The following is a 19,058-nucleotide window of genomic DNA, read 5'->3' as shown; positions in this document are numbered from 1 at the left end:
ACGGTTTAGTCAGTCGTTCAATTAAAAGTGCGGTGGATTTTCATGACGTTTTAAAACGTTTGAAAAATCCACCGCACTTCTTGTTTAGTTTTAGCCGGTTACATTAATCTTGATAGAGCGCGTTATACACGCCGCTTTCAAATTGCACTAACGGTGCACGTTTGGTTTTGCTTTCTAAATCGCCGGTAGAATATCCATTGATGAATTGTACGAATGCCACTTTTTCTCCACGCGCGTTGGTGAGGTAGCCTGCCAAGTTATACACGCCTTTTAATGCCCCGGTTTTCGCTATCACATTTTTTATTAATGGCGGATTGATTAAGGAACCGCGTCCGCTCAAGGTGCCATCCACACCGGCAATCGGGAACGAGTCCAGTAAATGTAATTTGTCTTCATTTTTAGCAATGTAATCTAACACCTGTAACATGGTTTGTGGTGCGACCAAATTATGGCGGGAAAGCCCGGAACCGTCAGCAATAATACTGTTGCCAAATTTAATGCCTACCTGCGATAACACGCTTTTCATCGCTAATGTCCCCAGTTGGAAGGAGGCGGGGCGCTTGTATTTATGATAAGCGATAGTACGGAACAAGGCATCGGCAATTTGGTTATCGGATTTTTTCATCATTTTCTTGATGAGTTCTGGCAAGGGTTTCGAGAGATGTTGTGCTAAAACTTGTCCTTGTTGCTGGCGATAGGGTTGTTGTACTTGTCCGTTAAATTCAATGTTCAGGCGTTTTAGTTGACGTTGAATGATTGCCGCAGCATAAGCATCGGGATCTTGTACAGCAAAACTCAATCCAAAAGGCTTGGCTTGGCGCGCTAAACAACCTTTCACTTGATAGCGGTTATTGTCGTGTACCACTGCATCTAATTGACAATAGCCGGCTTCCTCTTTGCCGGCCACATAAACCTGTCCGAACACTTGAATCGGGTACTGTGACGGCACGTTAAATTTGACTTGTTGTCCTTCCGGCAGGTTCGCATCAATATCCACATAAAAGCAGTTATTATCAATGTTTACCGCCGCAGGTGGAGAATTAAAACACATGGTCAGGTCGTTCCAAATCCAACCTAAACCGCGATCATGACCGGTAAACACAGAAGTATCCAAAATCAGATTTCCGGTGATTTTATTGATGTTTTGTTTCTTTAATTCTGCGAATAAGTTGAATAATTGTCCGCTGGTGAGATCCGGGTCGCCGGTGAAACGCACGATTAAGTCGCCGTCGAGTTGACCATTTTGTACTTTTCCGTTGGTTAAAAGAGCGGTCTGAAATTGAAATGAATCGCCGAGCGCTAATTTTGCCGCCAACGCGGTGAACACTTTTTGTGTACTGGCGGGTAACATGAAGGTTTGCCCTTGATAGTCGGCGACAATCTTATTTTGATTAATGTTTTTGGCGATAAAAGCCAAATTTGCACCCTCAGGTAGTTTGTCGAGGTAATTGTTTACATCAACATAGGCAAAAGTCGAAGTGGTTGCTGTTAAGCCAAGGAGAAAACAGATTTTTTTGAACATACGAAATGAGTAAAACTGACACATAATTTAGACTTGAGGTTGCTATTTTTTTTCAGGCGAACAATAATAGTACGCGAATACGCGGGAGTAAATGCTTTTCTCCCTCTATAACGGATTAATTTATGCTGTGGAATCCCTGGGATTCCACAGTTTTTCTTTTGTTTAAATTTAGGGAAAAGAAGAATGCAACAAATTCCAATGACCGTTCGTGGCGCGCAATTATTGCGCGAAGAACTGGATTATTTGAAGAATGAACGTCGCCCGGAAATTATCAAAGCCATTGCAGAAGCACGTGAACATGGCGACTTAAAAGAGAATGCGGAATATCATGCAGCACGCGAACAACAAGGTTTCTGTGAAGGACGCATTCAGGAAATCGAAGGTAAACTCGGTAACAGCCAAGTCATTGATGTCACCAAAATTCCCAATAACGGCAAAGTGATCTTTGGTGCAACGGTGGTGTTATTTAATACCAATACGGATGAAGAAGTGACTTATCGTATTGTGGGCGATGATGAGGCTGACATTAAAAACGGGTTGATTTCTGTGAATTCGCCGATTGCTCGTGGTTTGGTGGGGAAAGAAGTGGATGATGTCGTCAATATTGCTACGCCGGGCGGCGCGGTTGAATTTGAAATTATTGAAGTAGAGTATGTGTAACTTTTTTCGCAATCAATAACAAAAAAGGCAGTTAAATAACTGCCTTTTTTCATGTTTGTGTTTTGTCTTATTTACGCGGAAGTTGAATTTTATTTTCTTCACTTGGGCGATACAACACTAATACATGACCGATAGTTTGTACTTCCGCAGCGCCGGTTTCACGCACGATAGCATCAATAATCAATTGTTTGGTTTCGCGATCAGAACCGTTGATTTTCACTTTAATCAATTCGTGATGATTGAGTGATAAATCAATTTCAGCCAACACGCCTTCTGTTAAGCCGTTGCCACCGAGCATGACTACCGGGCTTAAATGGTGGGCGAGGCCTTTTAAATATTGTTTTTGTTTAGTTGATAATGCAATTGACATAATAATCTCATTGAAAAAATTGATGGCTGATTCTAAAGCAAAACGGGCGTTTTAGCCAATAAATTCTGATGAAAAAACGCCGCTAAAAACAACCGCACTTTTAGGCTTCTTTCTGTGTCAAATAACGTTCCACCGTATCCACAATGGCTTGCGTTTGCGGATCGATTTCAATATTGACTTTTTTGCCCACCTCTTTCTTGCCAATTAGCGTACGATGAATGGTTTCCGGAATCAGGTTGACGCAGAAGCTTTGTTTGCGGACTTCACCGATAGTTAAACTAATGCCGTCCACGGCAATAAAGCCTTTGGTTAACACATATTTTATCATGGTTTTATTCGGCAGCTGGAACCACATCTGTAGGTTGTTTTCGGAAGGAATGCGTTCAATGATGTTCGCGGTGCAATACACATGGCCGGATAAAATATGCCCGCCGATTTCTGTGCCCATTTGCATGGCGCGTTCGATATTCACGAAATCACCGACCTGCAATTCGCCTAAATTAGTGATTTTCAAGGTTTCTTGCATTAAGTCGAAACTCACCAAATTGCCTTTGATTTCGGTGACGGTTAAACACACGCCATTGTGCGCAACAGAGGCGCCGATTTGTAATCCTTTCAGCATTTCTTGTGGCATTTCCACCACGTGTGTTCTAAAATTAGCCCCTTCTGTAATAGCCTTAATTTGTGCCGTACCTTGCACAATGCCTGTAAACATAATGACCTCGACATCTATTTATTTATGAATCTAAACTTCGTCAAAGAATATCATATTGAAGCCAAAAAATTAATTGCTATTACCATTCCGATTTTGCTTGCGCAAATTGCGCAAAATTCCATGGGGATGGTGGATACCATCATGGCAGGGCGTGTGAGCGCAGCAGACATGGCAGCCATTTCCGTAGGTGCCTCCATTTGGTTGCCGTTGGTGTTATTCGGACACGGGTTGTTACTCGCCTTGCCTCCGACCATTTCCTATTTGAATGGCTCCGGTCAGCGTAAACGGATTGCTCATCAGGTGCGTCAAGGCATTTGGATTGTGGTGTTGAGCTGTATTCCGCTCGGCTTGTTGATTTATCACAGCGATGTTGTGTTGCAAAACATGGATATGGAACCTCGTTTGGCGGAGATCACAAGCGGCTATTTACACGCCATGATTTGGGGCTTGCCGGGTTATTTATTAATGATTAATTTTCGTTGTTTAAATGATGGTATTGCCAAAACCAAGCCTGCCATGGTGATTGCTTTCCTCGGTTTAATGCTCAACATTCCCCTTAACTATATTTTCATTTACGGCAAACTCGGTATTCCGGCATTTGGGGCGGTGGGCTGTGGTATTGCAACGGCAATCGTGAACTGGATGATGTGTCTTCTCATGTTGACCTATTGTGTGCGTGCGAGAAATCAACGTGATTTAAAGGTCTTCGACAAGATTGTCGAACGTCCGAATGTGTGTACATTGAGCAAGTTGCTGAAACTTGGGTTTCCTATCGCCATGGCGCTTTGTTGTGAAGTGGCGTTATTTGCATTGACTTCATTATTTCTATCACCACTTGGTGCTGATGTTGTGGCGAGCCACCAAATTGCTTTAAACACCAGTTCGTTTGTCTTCATGTTGCCCATGTCAATTGGTATGGCAACCACCATTTTAGTGGGGCAACGTTTAGGCGAAAAGTCGCCACATGGGGCAAAACTGGTGTCGTATTCTGCCTTGGCGGTCGGATTATCGGTTGCGATAATCACCGCATTTTTAACGGTAATTTTACGTGAGCATATTGCTGCCATTTTTGTGAAAGACGTTGAAGTGATTGCCATGGCAGGTACCTTATTATTAATTGCCTCGCTATACCAATTTTCTGACACGGTACAAGTGATTATCGGTGGCGTGTTGCGTGGTTATAAAGACACCAAAGCCATTTTGTACATCACGTTATTTTGCTATTGGGTTGTCGGTATGCCACTGGGTTACGCGTTGGCACGTACCGATTTGATTATTACCGGTGGTATTGCGGCAAAAGGGTTCTGGATTGCCTTTATTGTGAGTTTAACCTTAGCCGCGATTTTATTAATTTATCGTCTCCGAAAAATTCAGCGATTACCTGATGACGTGCTGCTAGCACGCTTGGAAAAGTTGAAATAAACATAAGCCGCCTGTTACCGTTGTAGCAGGCTTTTTTCATCTAAAGTGCGGTTGTTTTTTAGGATAAATTAAGGGAAGACAATAAAAAACGCCCTGAAAATCGACCGCACTTTTATCCTTCATCCACAATGTCCACAAATTGCGCATTTAAGATCTTAGCCAAATCTTGCGGTGCGAGTTCCACGCTTAAGCCACGTTTGCCGCCGGAAACGTAAATTTGATCAAAGTTTAAGGCGGAATGATCAATGACGGTGGTGACTCGTTTCTTTTGACCTAATGGACTGATGCCACCTACCAGATAGCCTGTACTTTTTTGGGCGGCGTCTTTGTCTGCCATTTCTAGTTTTTTCACCCCGAGAGCTTTTGCGGCTTTTTTCAAACTTAACATATGGCTGGTTGGTAAGACGAAACAGGCGAGCTTTTTCTGATCACCGTTTTCTGCCACCAATAAGGTTTTGAAAGATTGGTCGGGATTGATGCCTAATTTTTCAGCGGCCTCGTCGCCAAAATGCGTATTATCAGGATCGTGATCGTAGTGATGTAACGTGAAAGGCACCTTGTGTTTTTTCAGTAAGTCAATCGCCGGTGTCATTGTATTTCCTCATGATAATTCAGTAAAATGTAGCCCGTTTATTTTACTGCGGAGAAAAAAATGAGTACAAGTTTAAATGTCGCCCTTGTCGCGGAATTTGATTTATGCGAGAAGTTGGCGGAGACATTAGAGCAGAGTTGTTTAGAAATTGAGAAATTATCCGTCGTTGAGCTTTTCCCTTTTAGTGAAGAACAAGGAATTCGGTTTAATAATAAAAGTGTCGAACAACGTCCATTAGACGAAACGGAATGGTCAGATTTCAATTATGTTTTCTTTGCCGGCGATGTCGCGTACGCAGCGCATATGGCTAAAGCGGCGCAAGCGGGTTGTGTCGTGATTGATTTGAAAGGTGTGTGTGCCTCGTTAAATGATGTGCCGTTGATTGTGCCAAGTATTAATGATGAACAGTTAGTTGTATTACAACGTAACATTGTTTCGTTACCAGATCCGCAAGTCACTCAATTTGTTTTCTCTGTGTCACAATTTGCCCGCGAAAATACGCTTTCTCAGGTTTTAGTCACCTCCTTATTGCCGGCATCTTATATTGATAGCGATACCGTGAATAAACTGGCTGGGCAAACGGCGCGTATCCCGCTAGATGAGGAACAACAACGCTTGGCGTTTGATGTGTTCCCGTCTCCGAAATCGCCTGCAAGTCTTGCGGCGCAAGTGGAGAAAATCTTTCCTCAATTATCGAATGTGATTTTCCATCAAGTGCACGTGCCGGTTTTTTATGGCATGGCGCAAATGGTGACGTTGCGTTCGGAGTATGAATCTGACGCGCAAGCACAGCTTCAAGCATGGCAAGCCAATGAGCTTGTGGATTATCGTGAAGCGTCTGCATTGACACCGGTTACAAACGGGGAAGCTGAAGCCGGTGAAGCGCCTAAATTGCATATTGGTGGCTTAACCGCACTCGAAAACGGTATGCAATTTTGGTCGGTTGCCGATGAACAACGCTTTGATATTGCGTTGCTTGGCGTGAAATTGGCGGAATTGGTGTATCAAAAAGGGTATTAGTTTAAGTTAAAAGTGCGGTAGAAATTCACCGCACTTTTTTGTTGTCAGAGTATTCATTATGTTTTTATTTTCAAAAATCAGAAGTGCAATCAATAAATATCACAGAAGAGCCATTAATCGTGAATTAAGAGCGCGATTACAAAATCACGGAATGTCGGTGCTGTCGAGTAATTGTGTCGGCGCGTTTATTTTGCACGATTTAAATGAGCCGTTTAATTCGCCTTTTGTGAATTTATTTATTAAACCGCGGGATTTTATTCGTTACTTGCAAAATATACCCCATTATCATCAGCAAACCTTAGTTTTTAAGCCAAGTGACAAACCTTATCCCATCGGTTGTTTGGACGACATTCCCATTCATTTTATGCATTACCACAGCGAGCAGGAAGCTCAAGAAAAATGGGAAAACCGTTTAAAACGTGTCAATTTGGATAATTTATTTATCATGATGACAGATAAAGACAGCCCTCAAGGTATGATTGAAGAAGAGCTTGAAGCCTTTGATCGCTTACCCTTTAAAAATAAAGTGGTGTTTACCCATAAACCTTATCCGCACTTGAAATCGGCGTTTTATATTCGTGGTTTTGAGCAAGATGATCAGGTGGGCGATTTATTCGCATTCTCTGGTTGGAACGGCAAAAAATATTACGATCAATTTGATTATGTAGCCTGGTTTAATCAGCCTTAAAGACAATTTGCAGAGATAAGAGAATAAAAAAGTGCGGTGGATTTTCACCGCACTTTTTTCATGGTGAGAGAATTTAATTCTCCATCAACTGTTTTATTTGTGCTGTCCCCAAATGTCCGGGTAAGGTTTTCTGAAGCATGAAATTGGCATTCAATACTAAACTGGACGGATAACCGCGCACTTTGCCGCGTTTAATGGTTTCACCGCTTTCATCGAGCAACACAATGATGTTTTTGTAATCCAAGCCTTTGTACCACTCAATGAAATCTTGGGTTTCCTTTTCGCCTTTGGCTCCCGGTGAAACGATGGTGATCACATCAAAGTTTTTGTTTTGATCGGCACTGAGTTCGTTAATTTCTGCTAAACCGGCAAGACAAATCGGACACCAAGACGCCCACATTTTGATGTAAACCGGTTTGCTTTTGGTGGTAACTTGATCGAGTGTGACCACGTTATTATTTAAGTCCTTAAATTGAATGTCTTTCAATGAGTTTTCTCCTTCGGCAAAGCTATTTACGCTGAATGCCATGAATAATAATGCAATAATTTTTTTCATAGTTAATATTTCCTTTTATTGTAAGTTATTGGTGATGAGTAAAACGCCCATGACGATAATTAATAATCCACCGACAATTTTGAATTTACCTAAGTGTTTATTCAGTGCTTTGCTGCGTTTGAGCAGTTCTTGGGAAAACAAGGAGAACAGCACGAATGGTGTCGCCAAGCCAAATACATAAACCATCATCATCGCCGCACCGTATAATGCAGATCCTTCGTCACCGGAAAGTGCCAACACGGAAGCTAAAATCGGGCCGATACAAGGTGTCCAACCAAGACTAAATGTCAGCCCGAGGAAAAAGGCTTCAAAGGAGGCACTTTTGCCTTCAGTTTTCACTTCCACCACTTTCGTTCTTTCTAAGAAATTCAACTTGATAATACCTAATTGGTGAATTCCTAAAATAATGACGATAATGCCGGCAATGATTCTAACGGTGTCGTTAAAGAACAAATTGCCGAGAAAACCGAAACTAAATCCAAGGCTCACAAAGGTTAAGGATAAGCCTGCAATGAACAAAAAGGTGTTCAGAATCTTTCTGCCGCCTTTCGTCAAAATGCCAAAATAAATAGGAATAATGGGGAAGATACAAGGCGACAAAAAGGAGGCTAGACCGGCAAGGAAAACCGTGCCGATTAATAACTGCTGATCAAACATTCTTTACTCCTTCACCGCATTAATCAGGTAGCCATAGTTTTCTTTTGCCATGTCTTCCAATGGAATAAATTTGATGGAAGCGCTGTTAATGCAATAGCGCAAACCGCCTTTATCTTTCGGACCATCGTCAAACACATGACCTAAATGGGCTTTTCCGCTACGGCTGATGACTTCCGTTCTGAGCATATTAAAACTGTGATCGTCTTGATAAGTTACCACCTCTTTAGCAATCGGTTTGGTAAAACTCGGCCAACCGCAACCGGATTCAAATTTATCTTTAGAGGAGAACAACGGTTCGCCCGTGGTGACATCTACATAGATGCCCGGTTTGAAGTTATCCCAATATTCATTACTAAAAGAATGCTCGGTATTTTTGTTTTGTGTCACGCTATATTGTAACGGGGTTAATTTTGCTTTGAGCTCCGCATCGCTTGGTTTTGGGTAATCTTTCTCATCAATAATGAGGTTATTGGCTTGTTCCAAATCAATGTGGCAATAGCCGTTTGGGTTTTTCTTTAAATAATCCTGATGGTAGTCTTCCGCCAACACGTAATTGCGTAACGGTTCCACTTCAACTTGAATTTTGTTTTTGTATTTTTCTTGCAGTGCGGCAAGTTCTTTTTCAATCACAGCTTTATCCGCTGAGTCTTGATAATAAATACCGGTACGATATTGTCTGCCTCGGTCATTACCTTGTTTGTTGACACTGGTCGGATCAATGACTTGAAAATAATATTTCAGTAATTTATCTAGCGAAATTTTATTGCGATCATAGGTCACTTTTACCGTTTCTGCGTGATCCGTAATGCCGATCATTTGATAACTGGTTTTGTCACCTTTGCCATTGGCATAACCGGACACGGCATCTTCCACGCCATAAATACGTTCCATATAAGCTTCAATGCCCCAGAAACAGCCACCGGCTAAATAAATCTCGTGAAGATCTTTTGTTGCTTCAGACATATTGCTTTTCTCCATGGTTGGTTGAATGTGATTTTCTGCCATAACACTTGTCGGGATTGCTGCACAGGATAAAAGTGCGGTCAATATCAGGACTAATTTTGATTTTTTCATAAGGTCTCCTTAGTAACTTGAAAAGAGTGTAATGCCAATTCCTTTGTATTTATTAGACGAAGTTGCTAGGGCTTTCTTACACATTTTTCATGAATTTTAGGCACAATTAAATCATGAATAGAAGAAGAGGGGATAATAAAAAGAAATTTTATCGAAAAAATAATTGGGCTATACTGAGCACCTTTTGATTTTGTAGGAAAGAGGATTAGCGATGAAAAGAATAGAAACGCTGTTTGCCAACAATTATGCGTGGGCAACGAAAATGAAAGAGGAAAACTCCACTTACTTTCAAGAATTGGCCGAGCATCAACAGCCGCATTATTTATGGATTGGTTGCTCGGATAGTCGTGTACCGGCAGAGAAGTTGACGAACTTGGAGCCGGGAGAATTATTTGTTCATCGTAACGTGGCTAACCAAGTGATTCATACAGACTTTAACTGTCTCTCCGTGGTGCAATATGCCGTGGATGTGCTGAATATCGAACACATCATTATTTGTGGCCATACAAATTGTGGCGGTATTCATGCTGCAATGAATGATAAAGATTTGGGTTTAATTAATAACTGGTTGTTGCATATCCGAGATATTTGGTTCAAACATAGTCATTTGCTTGGCAATCTTTCACCGGAACGACGTGCCGATATGTTGACTAAGTTAAATGTGGCGGAGCAGGTATATAATTTGGGACGCACTTCCATTGTGAAAAATGCCTGGAAAAACGGCAAGAAATTATCTCTGCATGGTTGGGTTTATGACGTGAATGATGGTTTCTTGGTTGATCAAGGCGTAATTGCCACCAGTCGTGAAACTCTCGAAATTTCTTATCGCAATGCGATTGCTCGTTTATTGAAATTAAACGAAGAAGAAATGTTGAAAAAAGATCATGAGCGAGAGGCGGAATAATATAAAAAGGGTTGAACGTAAATGTTCAACCCTTTTAGTTTGAGTCATGTTTAATTGAAAAGTGCGGTCATTTTTGACCGCACTTTTCAGGTATTAATTCAAATAATTAAAGACTTTCACTACTTTAGTCACACCGGAAACATTACGAGCAATTTCTGCCGCAGCATTGCCTTGGTCATGCGTTACGTTACCCAATAGGAAGACTTCATTGTTTTCGGTAATCACTTTCACATCACTGGTTTTCACTTTGGAATCTACGAGCATTTTGGATTTGATTTGGCTCGTAATCCAAGCATCTTTACTGATTTGAGAAAAGCTCACTTTTGGTCCGATGCGCACTTCGTTATAAACATCATTTACATTTTGTACACCTTTAGCTAATGATGTCGCGATTTCTCGTAAATTATCGTTAGGTACTTGACCGGTTAATAAGATGCGGCCGCTATAGGAGGTGATACTAATGCGTGCTTCAGATTTAATTTGTTGATCTTTATAGATGGCTGATTTTACTCTTTCTTCTAAGGTTTCATCATCAATTTGGGTGCCTACTGTTCTTGGGTCTGTTGCGACTTTGGTGGCACCGGCAACGGCTGCACCACCGATAGCTGCGGCAACACATCCTTGTAATAACATGGCGCCAGCAAAAATGAATGCCAGTTTTTTTAGTGAACTTGGTAACATAGTCATCTCCTTTTTATGTTTGATTATTGGCGTTAGTGTGACTTGAACGCTTACTTTCTGTCAAGTTACGAATGTGAGAACAGTTTGAAATCAATCAGTTCGCAAATGCTGTTAATAATGAATAAATGATTTTCCAAAATTCGACTTTCTTTTGAACTTGGTACGGAAATGTGTAAATCCTTTTCCGTTAAAATCCCTTGAATATGATCGTTACTGTTTCCCGTTAAGACAATCACATTGATCTCTTTGTTCACGGCATGTGTGATAATGTTGAGAATATTGCTCTCATTGCCTAATGGCGCAAAGACCACCAAAATATCGCCTTGCTGTGCAATGGCATTGAATTGGTGTTGATAAAGCTTTTCTAGGGTATTGTCAGAAACGAAAGTAGAACCGACCGCACTATCTAAACTTAACAGGACGGAGGGAAAGCTTGGGCGTTTTAATTCATAGCGATTGAGTAAATTTGCTACCAAGCATTGTGCATTAATGTAAGAACGGCCTTCTCCACAAGCGATAACTTTATTACCGCGTAAGAGACTGTTGATTAATAGCTGTGTGGCCTCAGCGATTTGTGGGCTAAGTAAGCTTTTTGAGTAAATATGCGTTTTGATATTTTCTTCATATAACGCATTGAGTTTATTTAACATAGTGATTAATCAAGAAAGTTGGGAATCCATTGAATGTCATGCTCGGAATGACCAAAAGCAACTAAATCGAAACGACAATCCGTATCTTCTAAGCTTTGCTTTCGTTGTGCTAACCAAAGCGTTGCCGCATCCATCCAACGTTGCTGTTTTTTCCAGTCAACACTTTCTACGGCGGAACCGAAATGATCGTTTTTACGTTGACGTACTTCTACAAACACGATTGTATCTTGATCTAGCATGACGAGATCTAATTCACCGCATTTGAAATTTTGATTGGCGGCAAGAAAAGTTAAGCCTTGAGATTCTAAAAAAAGGCGAGCTTTGTGTTCAAATCTCGCCCCTTGTTGACGTTTTAGAGAGAACATACGTTCAACTTAGTTTAATACTTGGATGCCACCATTTTGGTATTGGAACCAAGTCATGTCGCGTTCGATATTGCAGTTCGGACCTGCGCTTAATTTACCGGTTAAACCGTCAATTTGATAACCCGGTACTTGGCGTAATTCATTGAAATGATTGATAAGCAACCAAGCATCTGCGCCCATTGCGTATAAACGCATCAGAGAGTAATCGCCATTCGTATTGTTGGCAATTTTTTGATATTGGGCGGAATCCGTATCTTTAAAGAACGGAATATCGCTGAATTGTAATCCGTTCATCAATAAACGATATTCAGGGCTATTATTGGAAGAGTTGCTACGTGAGCTGGCATACAATTTGATGTTGCTACCGCTGTTATCAATAACTGTTTTTAAATCAGCCAATTCATCGCTTTTTGCTGCAACATATAATCCTTGTAGATTTTGACCTTGTAATGCAACGCCGACATCTGCAGATTGATTGTAGTATTTGATATTTGCATCTGTACCAGCCAATTGTTGCCAACGTACATTAAACGCGGTGGCGGTCCGTTGCCCAAAATCGTTTTGTGGCACGGCAACCATCGGTTCACGGATACCGTCAGCCCACATTTTATTGGCTGCTGATTCCGCTTCATCTTCTGGAGATAGACCGTAATAGCACACTTGACCGATTGCACGGGCATTTTGTGTTGCATTTAAGGTTAATACGCTTAGATCTTGAAGTGCGGATGGATTGTTGAGAAGAGTATCAACGTTTTGTTTCAATAATGGACCGATAATCGCACGGGCACCGGCTTGTTTTGCTTGAGCAATAATGTCATTCACCGGTGTTGCCACGGTGTCATAAAATTGTACTTGAACGGAGGTGTCGCCGCCTCTTGCTGCATCAAAACCGGATTTAATCGTATTGCCTAGAATTTGACCATTACCGCTTAAAGGTAAAAGTAAGGCCACTTTGGTTAAAGAAGTTTGTTGGAAGTTAAACAAACCTTGCAATTCTGTCGGGAATAAATAAGCCGCAGAGTGGTTTGAATAAGAGGTTTTCCAATTTTGTAGTGCTTGGCTTAATTGTGTCGGTTGATTGATATTGTCGTTATATGCACGGGTTAATGCCAACCAGCCGGCTAAAGCAAGGTTGCCTTCATCTTGTGTGTTATTGATGATACCTCGATTTGCGCTGCGTAATAACGCCCAAGTGCGGTCGTTATTTTCTTGTTTTCTTTGTACATCGCTAAGCACTTGATCCATTTGAATACGAGCTTTTACTGCTTCAATAATGTCTGCTTTATTTTCAGCAATACGTGCTTTTACAGCATAATAGCGACCGGTTTGAGATGGACTTAATTGCGCTAAATTTACGTTTTTTAATACGTTTGCTGCACTGGTATTATCGTTTTTTACTGCCGCAATATGTGCCTCAATAAGGGATTTATCGACAAGTTGATCCGGATTGAGATCTTTTAATTCATTTAATAAGGCTTGTGCTTGAGGGATTTTATTTTCGGTGATCAAGACACGCGCTGCCAATAATTTATAGGTTTGTTGTTCTTCCACTTTTTGTGTTTGTTCGATTTTGTTCATATAAAAATCTGAACTGGCATTCGCATCCTCTTTTAGCATGTTAGCCGTATTACCACCGAAAAAACTGGTGGTACAACCCGCTAATAACAGCGTAAAGAAAAAAGGCATTAATCCTTTTTTAAAATTAATGCGTTGTAATAGAATAGACATAATTACTCCATTTGTTGAAACAATTGGGGCGATCTTACTTATGTCACTCACTAAAAGCAAATAAAAGAAACACGAAATGAGCAATTCAAAAGGAATTTTATACATCGTCGCCACGCCGATTGGCAATTTGCAGGACATCACTCAACGGGCACTAGAAACCTTTGAAAAAGTGGATTTAATTGCCGCAGAAGATACTCGCCACAGTGGACTATTGTTAAGCCATTACGGCATTAAAAAACCGTTTTTTGCTTTGCATGATCACAATGAGCAACAAAAAGCCGGCGCATTGTTGGAGAAGTTATTACAAGGCACGAATATTGCGTTAATTTCTGATGCGGGCACTCCACTGATCAGCGATCCCGGATTTCATTTAGTGCGTCAATGCCGCCAAGCGGGAATTCAAGTTGTGCCGTTGCCGGGGGCTTGTGCAGCGATTACCGCGTTATGTGCTTCGGGGATTGCTTCTGACCGTTTTTGCTTTGAGGGGTTCTTGCCGGCAAAAAGTAAAGCACGTTTGGATAAACTAAAAAACGTGGAGAATGAAGACCGCACTTTGATTTTCTATGAATCGACCCATCGTATTTTAGACAGCCTTGCGGATATGCAAACCGTGTTTGGCGACGAACGTTATGTGGTGTTGGCGCGTGAAATTACCAAAACATGGGAGACGATTCATGGCGACAAGTTAGCCGATTTAATTGCTTGGTTGGTGCAAGATCCGAATCGCACCAAAGGGGAAATGGTGGTGATTGTTGAGGGAAAAACACAAGAAGAAAACAATGATGAAATTTCTCCGCAAGCGGTAAAAGCCCTTGAATTGATTAGTCAAGAATTACCATTGAAGAAGGCGGCGGCTATTGTAGCGGAGCTTTATGGCTATAAGAAAAATCAGTTGTATCAGTTCGGCTTGGAATTTTTAAGCTAAAAGTGCGGTTGGTTTTTTAAGTATTTTTTATCTTGAAAATCGCGAAATACTGTTTCCATTTTCTTCCATATAAAAAGGCGAGAGGAAAATCTCTCGCCCATATATAAAAGATGTAGGAAGGTTAAATTTTTTATTCCTCCTCCCACGCCAATGCACGCTGAACCGCTTTCTTCCAACCTTGATAAAGTGCGGTGCGTTTTTCCGGTGTTTCTTTCGGTTCAAATGTCCGTTCGACAATAGCTTTGCCACGCAATTCTTCCAAGTCTTTCCAGAATCCTACCGCAAGTCCGGCGAGGTAGGCGGCGCCGAGTGCAGTAACTTCACGCACTTTTGGACGCTCAACCTTCACATCAAGAATATCTGCTTGGAATTGCATTAAGAAATTATTGGCAACGGCACCACCGTCCACGCGTAAAGCCGCTAATTTTTCACCACTGTCAGATTGCATCGCATCTAATAATTCACGGGTTTGGTAGGCGATGGCTTCTAGGGTAGCGCGGACGATATGGTTACGATTGGCGCCACGGGATAAGCCGACAATCGCACCGCGTGCATATGGATCCCAATATGGTGCGCCTAAACCGGTAAAGGCTGGAACGACATACACGCCATTGGTATCTTTCACTTTAGTGGCGAAATATTCGGAATCGGCGCTGTCGTGAATTAAACGCAATTCGTCACGTAACCATTGGATTGATGCGCCACCCATAAAAATAGAACCTTCTAAGGCGTAGCAAGGTTTGCCTTTGGCATTGCACGCAATGGTGGTGAGCAATCCGTTTTTAGATTCGACCGCTCTTTCTCCGGTATTCATGAGCATGAAGCAACCGGTACCGTAAGTGTTTTTCGCCATACCGGGTTCCACACATAAATGACCGTAAAGCGCGGCTTGTTGATCACCTGCAATACCCGCTACAGGAATCCGCACACCGCCTTTACCCCCAATGTTGGTTTGTCCATACACTTCAGAGGAATTGCATACTTTCGGCAACATGGTTTTTGGAATATCCAATAACTCAAGCATTTTGTCATCCCATTGCTTGGTGTGGATATTAAACAGCATAGTACGAGATGCGTTGGTATAGTCGGTCACATGAGCTCGACCTTGGGTCAGTTTCCAAACTAACCAAGTATCAACGGTACCAAACAACAATTCGCCTTTTTCAGCACGTTCTCTGGCGCCTTCAACATGATCTAAAATCCATTTGATTTTTGTACCGGAAAAGTAAGGGTCAACGACAAGCCCGGTGGTTTTACGAATATAGCTTTCGTGTCCATCGGCTTTTAATTGGGTACAAATATCGGCAGTACGACGACATTGCCAAACAATAGCGTTATAAATCGGTTTGCCCGTTTCTTTTTCCCAGACAACCGTGGTTTCGCGCTGGTTGGTAATTCCGATAGCGGCAATTTTATCGGAGGTAATACCCGCTTTAGCAACGACTTCGTTTAATGTGGAACTTTGGCTTGCCCAGATTTCCATCGGATTATGTTCAACCCAGCCTGCTTGCGGATAAATTTGGGTAAATTCACGCTGTGCCACTTCGACGATATTGGCGTTTTTATCTAATAAAACCGCACGGGAGCTTGTAGTGCCTTGGTCGAGAGCAATAATGTATTCTTGAGTCATGAGTTTCTCCTTATATAGAAATAAAGCGGGTGAACTAGGATTCGCCGCAGTTACACGGTAAATGTTTACCGATAAAACGTTGGTATCCCCAAGCGCCAAGCAAACCACCGACAATTGGTGCAATTAAAGGGACGAGGAAATAAGGAATGGCTAAACCACCGGTGAGCGCAATGTCGCCCCAGCCGGCAAAATAGGCAAATAATTTCGGGCCAAAGTCACGTGCAGGGTTCATGGCAAAGCCGGTTAATGGACCGGTTGCACCACCGATGACGGCAATGAGTAAGCCAATCAATAGGGGAGCCATCGGGCCTTTGGGTACGCCGTTGCCATCATCGGTTAAGGCTAAGATTAAGCCCATTAAAATGGCGGTAATCACTGTTTCCACTAAAAATGCTTTGTAAAATGTGATGTGTGGATGCGGATAGGTTGAGAATACATTGGCAACACCAATGCTTTCTCCGCGAACGATATTTTGTGCGGCTTCCGTTGCGGCAAAAAGATCTTGATAAAGCAAATAAATCAACGCGGCGGCAACAAATGCACCAGCCATTTGTGCGATGATGTAAGGAATAACTTTTTTGCCGTCAAAGCAAGCAAATTTCCATAAAGCAATGGTTACTGCCGGATTTAAGTGGGCTCCCGACACGCCGGCAGTACAGTATACCGCCATAGCGACCCCGATCCCCCAAACTATAGATATTTCCCAAAGCCCGAATGCCGCACCCGCTAGTTTTGCTGCTGCGACACAACCGCAACCAAAGAAAATCAGAAGTCCTGTACCTAAAAACTCCGCAATACAAGCGCCTTTCAGTGTGTGATTTGTAGCCATAAGCTCTCCTTAATGAGAAGGAATTGATAAGAAGCATTTCGTTTTAAAACAGAATGCGGCGTCAAATTAATGAATAAATTTTCGCCAAGCAAACAAAAATAGTTTAATTTGTGAGCAGGTTCACAGAATATTTAATCGTTTAAGCAAACGTTTGCGTAAATTTTAGAATGATTGAGCATTAATCGTGATCATGATCACAAATTTAGAAATTTATATTTTCTTTTGTTTCATTTATTTTCGTTTGGTGTGATAAAATGAGCATAAACGAACATTTCGTATTAAAAATAAACAATTCGATATCAATCTTTGAGGTGAAAAAATGCAAAGAAATACGCAGCTTGAAAACGTAAAAAATACAGCACAATGGGATTTTATTGTTGTTGGTGGCGGTGCTAGTGGTTTAGGTATTGCTTTGGACTCAGCATCACGTGGCTATAAAACATTGTTATTGGAAGGCTATGACTTTGCAAAAGGTACCTCGAGCCGTAGTACTAAATTAGTACATGGTGGTGTGCGTTATTTGGCTGCAGGTGATGTTGCATTGGTAAAAGAAGCATTACGCGAACGTGGTCGTTTAGCAAAAAATGCATCCCACTTATTCAAAAACCAAAACTTCATCATTCCTAACTACAATTTTATTGATACCGTGAAATACCGCATCGGTTTAGGTTTATATGATTATTTATCTGGCAATTTAAGCTTAGGTAAAACCATCGCCATCAGTAAAAATACAACAATGCAACGTTTACCAACCTTAAACAGCGCAGATTTGAAAAACGGCGTAGTGTATAAAGATGGTCAGTTTGATGACTCTCGTTTAGCGGTGAATATTGCACAAACTGTTGTGGAACAAGGCGGTACCGTGTTGAATTATGCGAAAGTAACCGAATTGCTCAAAGATCAACAAGGCAAAGTTAACGGCGTTAAATTTACGGATGAATTAAGTGGCGAACAATATAGCGTACAAGGTACTGCGGTGATTAATGCTACCGGTGTGTTCATGAATGATATTTTATCTATGGATCACGGTACTGATAAAAAATTCGTTGTGCCAAGCCAAGGGGTGCATTTGGTATTGGATAAATCCTTCTTGCCAAGTGATGACGCATTGATGATTCCGAAAACTTCTGACGGTCGTGTATTGTTTGCGGTGCCATGGCATGAAAGATTGGTGGTTGGTACAACCGATACGTTGGTTAAAGATCCGTCTTATGAGCCGATTGCTTTAGAACAAGAAATTCAATTTATTTTGGATACTGCCGGTCAATATTTAACGAAAAAACCAACACGCGATGACGTATTGAGTATTTTCGCCGGTCTTCGTCCGTTAGCCGCACCGGAAAAAGCCGGTCAAAGCACCAAAGAAGTGTCTCGTAGCCATAAAGTTGTGGTTAGCGACAGTGGCTTGGTGACAATCACCGGTGGTAAATGGACGACTTATCGTCAAATGTCCGAAGACACTGTGGATGAAGCATTGAACGTGCATCCGCAATTAGCGAAAAAACCATGTGTGACGACCGATTTGGCAATTCACGGTAAAATTCCTGCTGAACAAGTTGACTTGAAAAATCACTTGTATATTTACGGTGCTGACATTCCGGCAATTAAAGCATTGGAAGCTGAACATCCGGAAATGGCGGAAAAAATTCATCCGCGTCATCCGAATAGCGTTGCTGAAGTGGTTTGGGCGGTGCGTGAAGAAATGGCACAATCCGTTGAAGATGTTCTTGCTCGTCGTGTTCGTTTGTTGTTCCTTGATGCGCGTGCAGCCATTGACAGTGCAGCTAAAGTGGCAAGCGTCATGGCAAAAGAATTAGGCAAAGATGAACAATGGCAAAAAGAACAAGTAGAAACGTTTTTAAGCATTGCGAAACATTATTTGCTTGTGGATTACGCGCCACAAAACTAATTTTCGTTTTCTCCTGAAGTTAAGATAAAAGGCAACATCATGTTGCCTTTTTCTTTTTAGTATTGAATAACTAAATATTGGCAGGAAAGTGCGGTAAAAAATAGCGTCATTTTTTACCGCACTTTTGTTTTCATTCGAATAACAGGAATGAGGTATTTTCC

General features: G+C 41.6%; 20 protein-coding genes. 7 read left to right on the top strand and 13 right to left on the bottom strand.

From position 1 onward, the window contains the following. Positions 1-103 precede the first annotated feature (103 nt). Entirely contained in the window at positions 104-1,522 is a 1,419-nt protein-coding gene (gene dacB / locus AC30SH_RS04935; RefSeq protein ID WP_249113894.1) for a serine-type D-Ala-D-Ala carboxypeptidase, read from the bottom strand. A 183-nt stretch (positions 1,523-1,705) separates the two neighbouring features. Between dacB and greA the strand changes: the two genes are divergently transcribed. After that, on the top strand, positions 1,706-2,182 hold the full coding sequence (gene greA / locus AC30SH_RS04930; protein ID WP_109127911.1) for a transcription elongation factor GreA: 477 nt from the start codon (positions 1,706-1,708) through the stop codon (positions 2,180-2,182). Positions 2,183-2,249: 67 nt separating this feature from the next. Here the strand turns inward: greA and yhbY are convergent, their stop codons facing one another. Then, positions 2,250-2,552, bottom strand: coding sequence for a ribosome assembly RNA-binding protein YhbY (gene yhbY / locus AC30SH_RS04925; RefSeq protein WP_212510673.1), 303 nt, complete (start codon positions 2,550-2,552; stop codon positions 2,250-2,252). A gap of 100 nt (positions 2,553-2,652) precedes the next feature. Further along, the gene (locus AC30SH_RS04920) at positions 2,653-3,267 is read right to left on the bottom strand and encodes a riboflavin synthase subunit alpha (RefSeq protein WP_212510674.1); all 615 of its coding nucleotides are present in this window, start codon (positions 3,265-3,267) and stop codon (positions 2,653-2,655) included. A gap of 24 nt (positions 3,268-3,291) precedes the next feature. Between AC30SH_RS04920 and AC30SH_RS04915 the strand changes: the two genes are divergently transcribed. Next, positions 3,292-4,689: an MATE family efflux transporter gene (locus tag AC30SH_RS04915; RefSeq protein WP_212510675.1), complete on the top strand. Its 1,398-nt coding sequence runs from the start codon at positions 3,292-3,294 to the stop codon at positions 4,687-4,689. A gap of 112 nt (positions 4,690-4,801) precedes the next feature. On the opposite strand, the gene ybaK is transcribed toward AC30SH_RS04915, so the two are convergent. Next, positions 4,802-5,281 carry a Cys-tRNA(Pro) deacylase gene (gene ybaK, locus AC30SH_RS04910; RefSeq protein WP_109103744.1) on the bottom strand — a complete coding sequence of 160 codons (480 nt, stop codon included), beginning with the start codon at positions 5,279-5,281 and terminating at the stop codon, positions 4,802-4,804. Between the two features lie 60 nt (positions 5,282-5,341). Between ybaK and AC30SH_RS04905 the strand changes: the two genes are divergently transcribed. Then, positions 5,342-6,301 (top strand): oxidoreductase, encoded by a 960-nt coding sequence (locus AC30SH_RS04905; protein WP_489582225.1) that lies wholly within the window; start codon positions 5,342-5,344, stop codon positions 6,299-6,301. Between the two features lie 58 nt (positions 6,302-6,359). After that, positions 6,360-6,989: a DUF1919 domain-containing protein gene (locus AC30SH_RS04900; protein ID WP_489582224.1), complete on the top strand. Its 630-nt coding sequence runs from the start codon at positions 6,360-6,362 to the stop codon at positions 6,987-6,989. 73 nt (positions 6,990-7,062) lie between these two features. On the opposite strand, the gene AC30SH_RS04895 is transcribed toward AC30SH_RS04900, so the two are convergent. The 3 genes from AC30SH_RS04895 to msrB are packed head-to-tail and all read right to left on the bottom strand — an operon-like array spanning position 7,063 to position 9,276. Then, a complete protein-coding gene (locus AC30SH_RS04895; protein WP_489582223.1) occupies positions 7,063-7,545 on the bottom strand; it encodes a redoxin family protein in 483 nt (160 codons plus the stop codon). A gap of 15 nt (positions 7,546-7,560) precedes the next feature. Continuing rightward, the gene (locus AC30SH_RS04890) at positions 7,561-8,202 is read right to left on the bottom strand and encodes a cytochrome c biogenesis protein CcdA (RefSeq protein WP_212510679.1); all 642 of its coding nucleotides are present in this window, start codon (positions 8,200-8,202) and stop codon (positions 7,561-7,563) included. Between the two features lie 3 nt (positions 8,203-8,205). Beyond that, positions 8,206-9,276, bottom strand: coding sequence for a peptide-methionine (R)-S-oxide reductase MsrB (gene msrB, locus AC30SH_RS04885; RefSeq protein ID WP_212510680.1), 1,071 nt, complete (start codon positions 9,274-9,276; stop codon positions 8,206-8,208). A gap of 211 nt (positions 9,277-9,487) precedes the next feature. On the opposite strand from msrB, the gene can reads away from it, so the two are divergent. Beyond that, positions 9,488-10,180 (top strand): carbonate dehydratase, encoded by a 693-nt coding sequence (can, locus tag AC30SH_RS04880; protein WP_212510681.1) that lies wholly within the window; start codon positions 9,488-9,490, stop codon positions 10,178-10,180. 93 nt (positions 10,181-10,273) lie between these two features. Here can and dolP read toward each other — a convergent pair whose 3' ends face one another. From dolP to AC30SH_RS04860, 4 genes are all read right to left on the bottom strand, one after another. Further along, complete coding sequence (gene dolP / locus AC30SH_RS04875; RefSeq protein ID WP_212510682.1) at positions 10,274-10,861, bottom strand: division/outer membrane stress-associated lipid-binding lipoprotein; 588 nt, start codon at positions 10,859-10,861, stop codon at positions 10,274-10,276. A 65-nt stretch (positions 10,862-10,926) separates the two neighbouring features. Then, positions 10,927-11,511, bottom strand: coding sequence for a D-sedoheptulose-7-phosphate isomerase (locus tag AC30SH_RS04870; RefSeq protein WP_109432392.1), 585 nt, complete (start codon positions 11,509-11,511; stop codon positions 10,927-10,929). A 5-nt stretch (positions 11,512-11,516) separates the two neighbouring features. Further along, positions 11,517-11,876: a YraN family protein gene (locus tag AC30SH_RS04865; protein ID WP_006717984.1), complete on the bottom strand. Its 360-nt coding sequence runs from the start codon at positions 11,874-11,876 to the stop codon at positions 11,517-11,519. 9 nt (positions 11,877-11,885) lie between these two features. After that, a complete protein-coding gene (locus AC30SH_RS04860; protein WP_212510683.1) occupies positions 11,886-13,604 on the bottom strand; it encodes a penicillin-binding protein activator in 1,719 nt (572 codons plus the stop codon). A gap of 76 nt (positions 13,605-13,680) precedes the next feature. Here AC30SH_RS04860 and rsmI point away from each other — a divergent pair, with 76 nt between their 5' ends. After that, positions 13,681-14,529: a 16S rRNA (cytidine(1402)-2'-O)-methyltransferase gene (rsmI, locus tag AC30SH_RS04855; RefSeq protein WP_212510684.1), complete on the top strand. Its 849-nt coding sequence runs from the start codon at positions 13,681-13,683 to the stop codon at positions 14,527-14,529. Between the two features lie 130 nt (positions 14,530-14,659). Here the strand turns inward: rsmI and glpK are convergent, their stop codons facing one another. Together glpK and AC30SH_RS04845 are read right to left on the bottom strand one after the other, a co-directional pair. Then, complete coding sequence (gene glpK / locus AC30SH_RS04850) at positions 14,660-16,159, bottom strand: glycerol kinase GlpK (RefSeq protein WP_212510685.1); 1,500 nt, start codon at positions 16,157-16,159, stop codon at positions 14,660-14,662. A 34-nt stretch (positions 16,160-16,193) separates the two neighbouring features. Further along, positions 16,194-16,988, bottom strand: coding sequence for an MIP/aquaporin family protein (locus AC30SH_RS04845; RefSeq protein WP_212510686.1), 795 nt, complete (start codon positions 16,986-16,988; stop codon positions 16,194-16,196). Between the two features lie 319 nt (positions 16,989-17,307). On the opposite strand from AC30SH_RS04845, the gene AC30SH_RS04840 reads away from it, so the two are divergent. Continuing rightward, positions 17,308-18,897, top strand: a complete 1,590-nt coding sequence (locus AC30SH_RS04840; protein WP_212510687.1) for a glycerol-3-phosphate dehydrogenase/oxidase — start codon at positions 17,308-17,310, stop codon at positions 18,895-18,897. The last annotated feature ends 161 nt before the right edge of the window (positions 18,898-19,058 follow it).

This window comes from Aggregatibacter sp. HK296 (assembly GCF_980469475.1).
This window is presented reverse-complemented; position numbering and strand designations above follow the sequence as displayed.

What these genes read in the sequence shown, in the direction of transcription:
- dacB (WP_249113894.1), bottom strand. Translation starts at nt 1,522, where the DNA reads ATGTTCAAAAAAATCTGTTTTCTCCTTGGCTTAACAGCAACCACTTCG.
- greA (WP_109127911.1), top strand. Translation starts at nt 1,706, where the DNA reads ATGCAACAAATTCCAATGACCGTTCGTGGCGCGCAATTATTGCGCGAA.
- yhbY (WP_212510673.1), bottom strand. Translation starts at nt 2,552, where the DNA reads ATGTCAATTGCATTATCAACTAAACAAAAACAATATTTAAAAGGCCTC.
- AC30SH_RS04920 (WP_212510674.1), bottom strand. Translation starts at nt 3,267, where the DNA reads ATGTTTACAGGCATTGTGCAAGGTACGGCACAAATTAAGGCTATTACA.
- AC30SH_RS04915 (WP_212510675.1), top strand. Translation starts at nt 3,292, where the DNA reads ATGAATCTAAACTTCGTCAAAGAATATCATATTGAAGCCAAAAAATTA.
- ybaK (WP_109103744.1), bottom strand. Translation starts at nt 5,281, where the DNA reads ATGACACCGGCGATTGACTTACTGAAAAAACACAAGGTGCCTTTCACG.
- AC30SH_RS04905 (WP_489582225.1), top strand. Translation starts at nt 5,342, where the DNA reads ATGAGTACAAGTTTAAATGTCGCCCTTGTCGCGGAATTTGATTTATGC.
- AC30SH_RS04900 (WP_489582224.1), top strand. Translation starts at nt 6,360, where the DNA reads ATGTTTTTATTTTCAAAAATCAGAAGTGCAATCAATAAATATCACAGA.
- AC30SH_RS04895 (WP_489582223.1), bottom strand. Translation starts at nt 7,545, where the DNA reads ATGAAAAAAATTATTGCATTATTATTCATGGCATTCAGCGTAAATAGC.
- AC30SH_RS04890 (WP_212510679.1), bottom strand. Translation starts at nt 8,202, where the DNA reads ATGTTTGATCAGCAGTTATTAATCGGCACGGTTTTCCTTGCCGGTCTA.
- msrB (WP_212510680.1), bottom strand. Translation starts at nt 9,276, where the DNA reads ATGAAAAAATCAAAATTAGTCCTGATATTGACCGCACTTTTATCCTGT.
- can (WP_212510681.1), top strand. Translation starts at nt 9,488, where the DNA reads ATGAAAAGAATAGAAACGCTGTTTGCCAACAATTATGCGTGGGCAACG.
- dolP (WP_212510682.1), bottom strand. Translation starts at nt 10,861, where the DNA reads ATGTTACCAAGTTCACTAAAAAAACTGGCATTCATTTTTGCTGGCGCC.
- AC30SH_RS04870 (WP_109432392.1), bottom strand. Translation starts at nt 11,511, where the DNA reads ATGTTAAATAAACTCAATGCGTTATATGAAGAAAATATCAAAACGCAT.
- AC30SH_RS04865 (WP_006717984.1), bottom strand. Translation starts at nt 11,876, where the DNA reads ATGTTCTCTCTAAAACGTCAACAAGGGGCGAGATTTGAACACAAAGCT.
- AC30SH_RS04860 (WP_212510683.1), bottom strand. Translation starts at nt 13,604, where the DNA reads ATGTCTATTCTATTACAACGCATTAATTTTAAAAAAGGATTAATGCCT.
- rsmI (WP_212510684.1), top strand. Translation starts at nt 13,681, where the DNA reads ATGAGCAATTCAAAAGGAATTTTATACATCGTCGCCACGCCGATTGGC.
- glpK (WP_212510685.1), bottom strand. Translation starts at nt 16,159, where the DNA reads ATGACTCAAGAATACATTATTGCTCTCGACCAAGGCACTACAAGCTCC.
- AC30SH_RS04845 (WP_212510686.1), bottom strand. Translation starts at nt 16,988, where the DNA reads ATGGCTACAAATCACACACTGAAAGGCGCTTGTATTGCGGAGTTTTTA.
- AC30SH_RS04840 (WP_212510687.1), top strand. Translation starts at nt 17,308, where the DNA reads ATGCAAAGAAATACGCAGCTTGAAAACGTAAAAAATACAGCACAATGG.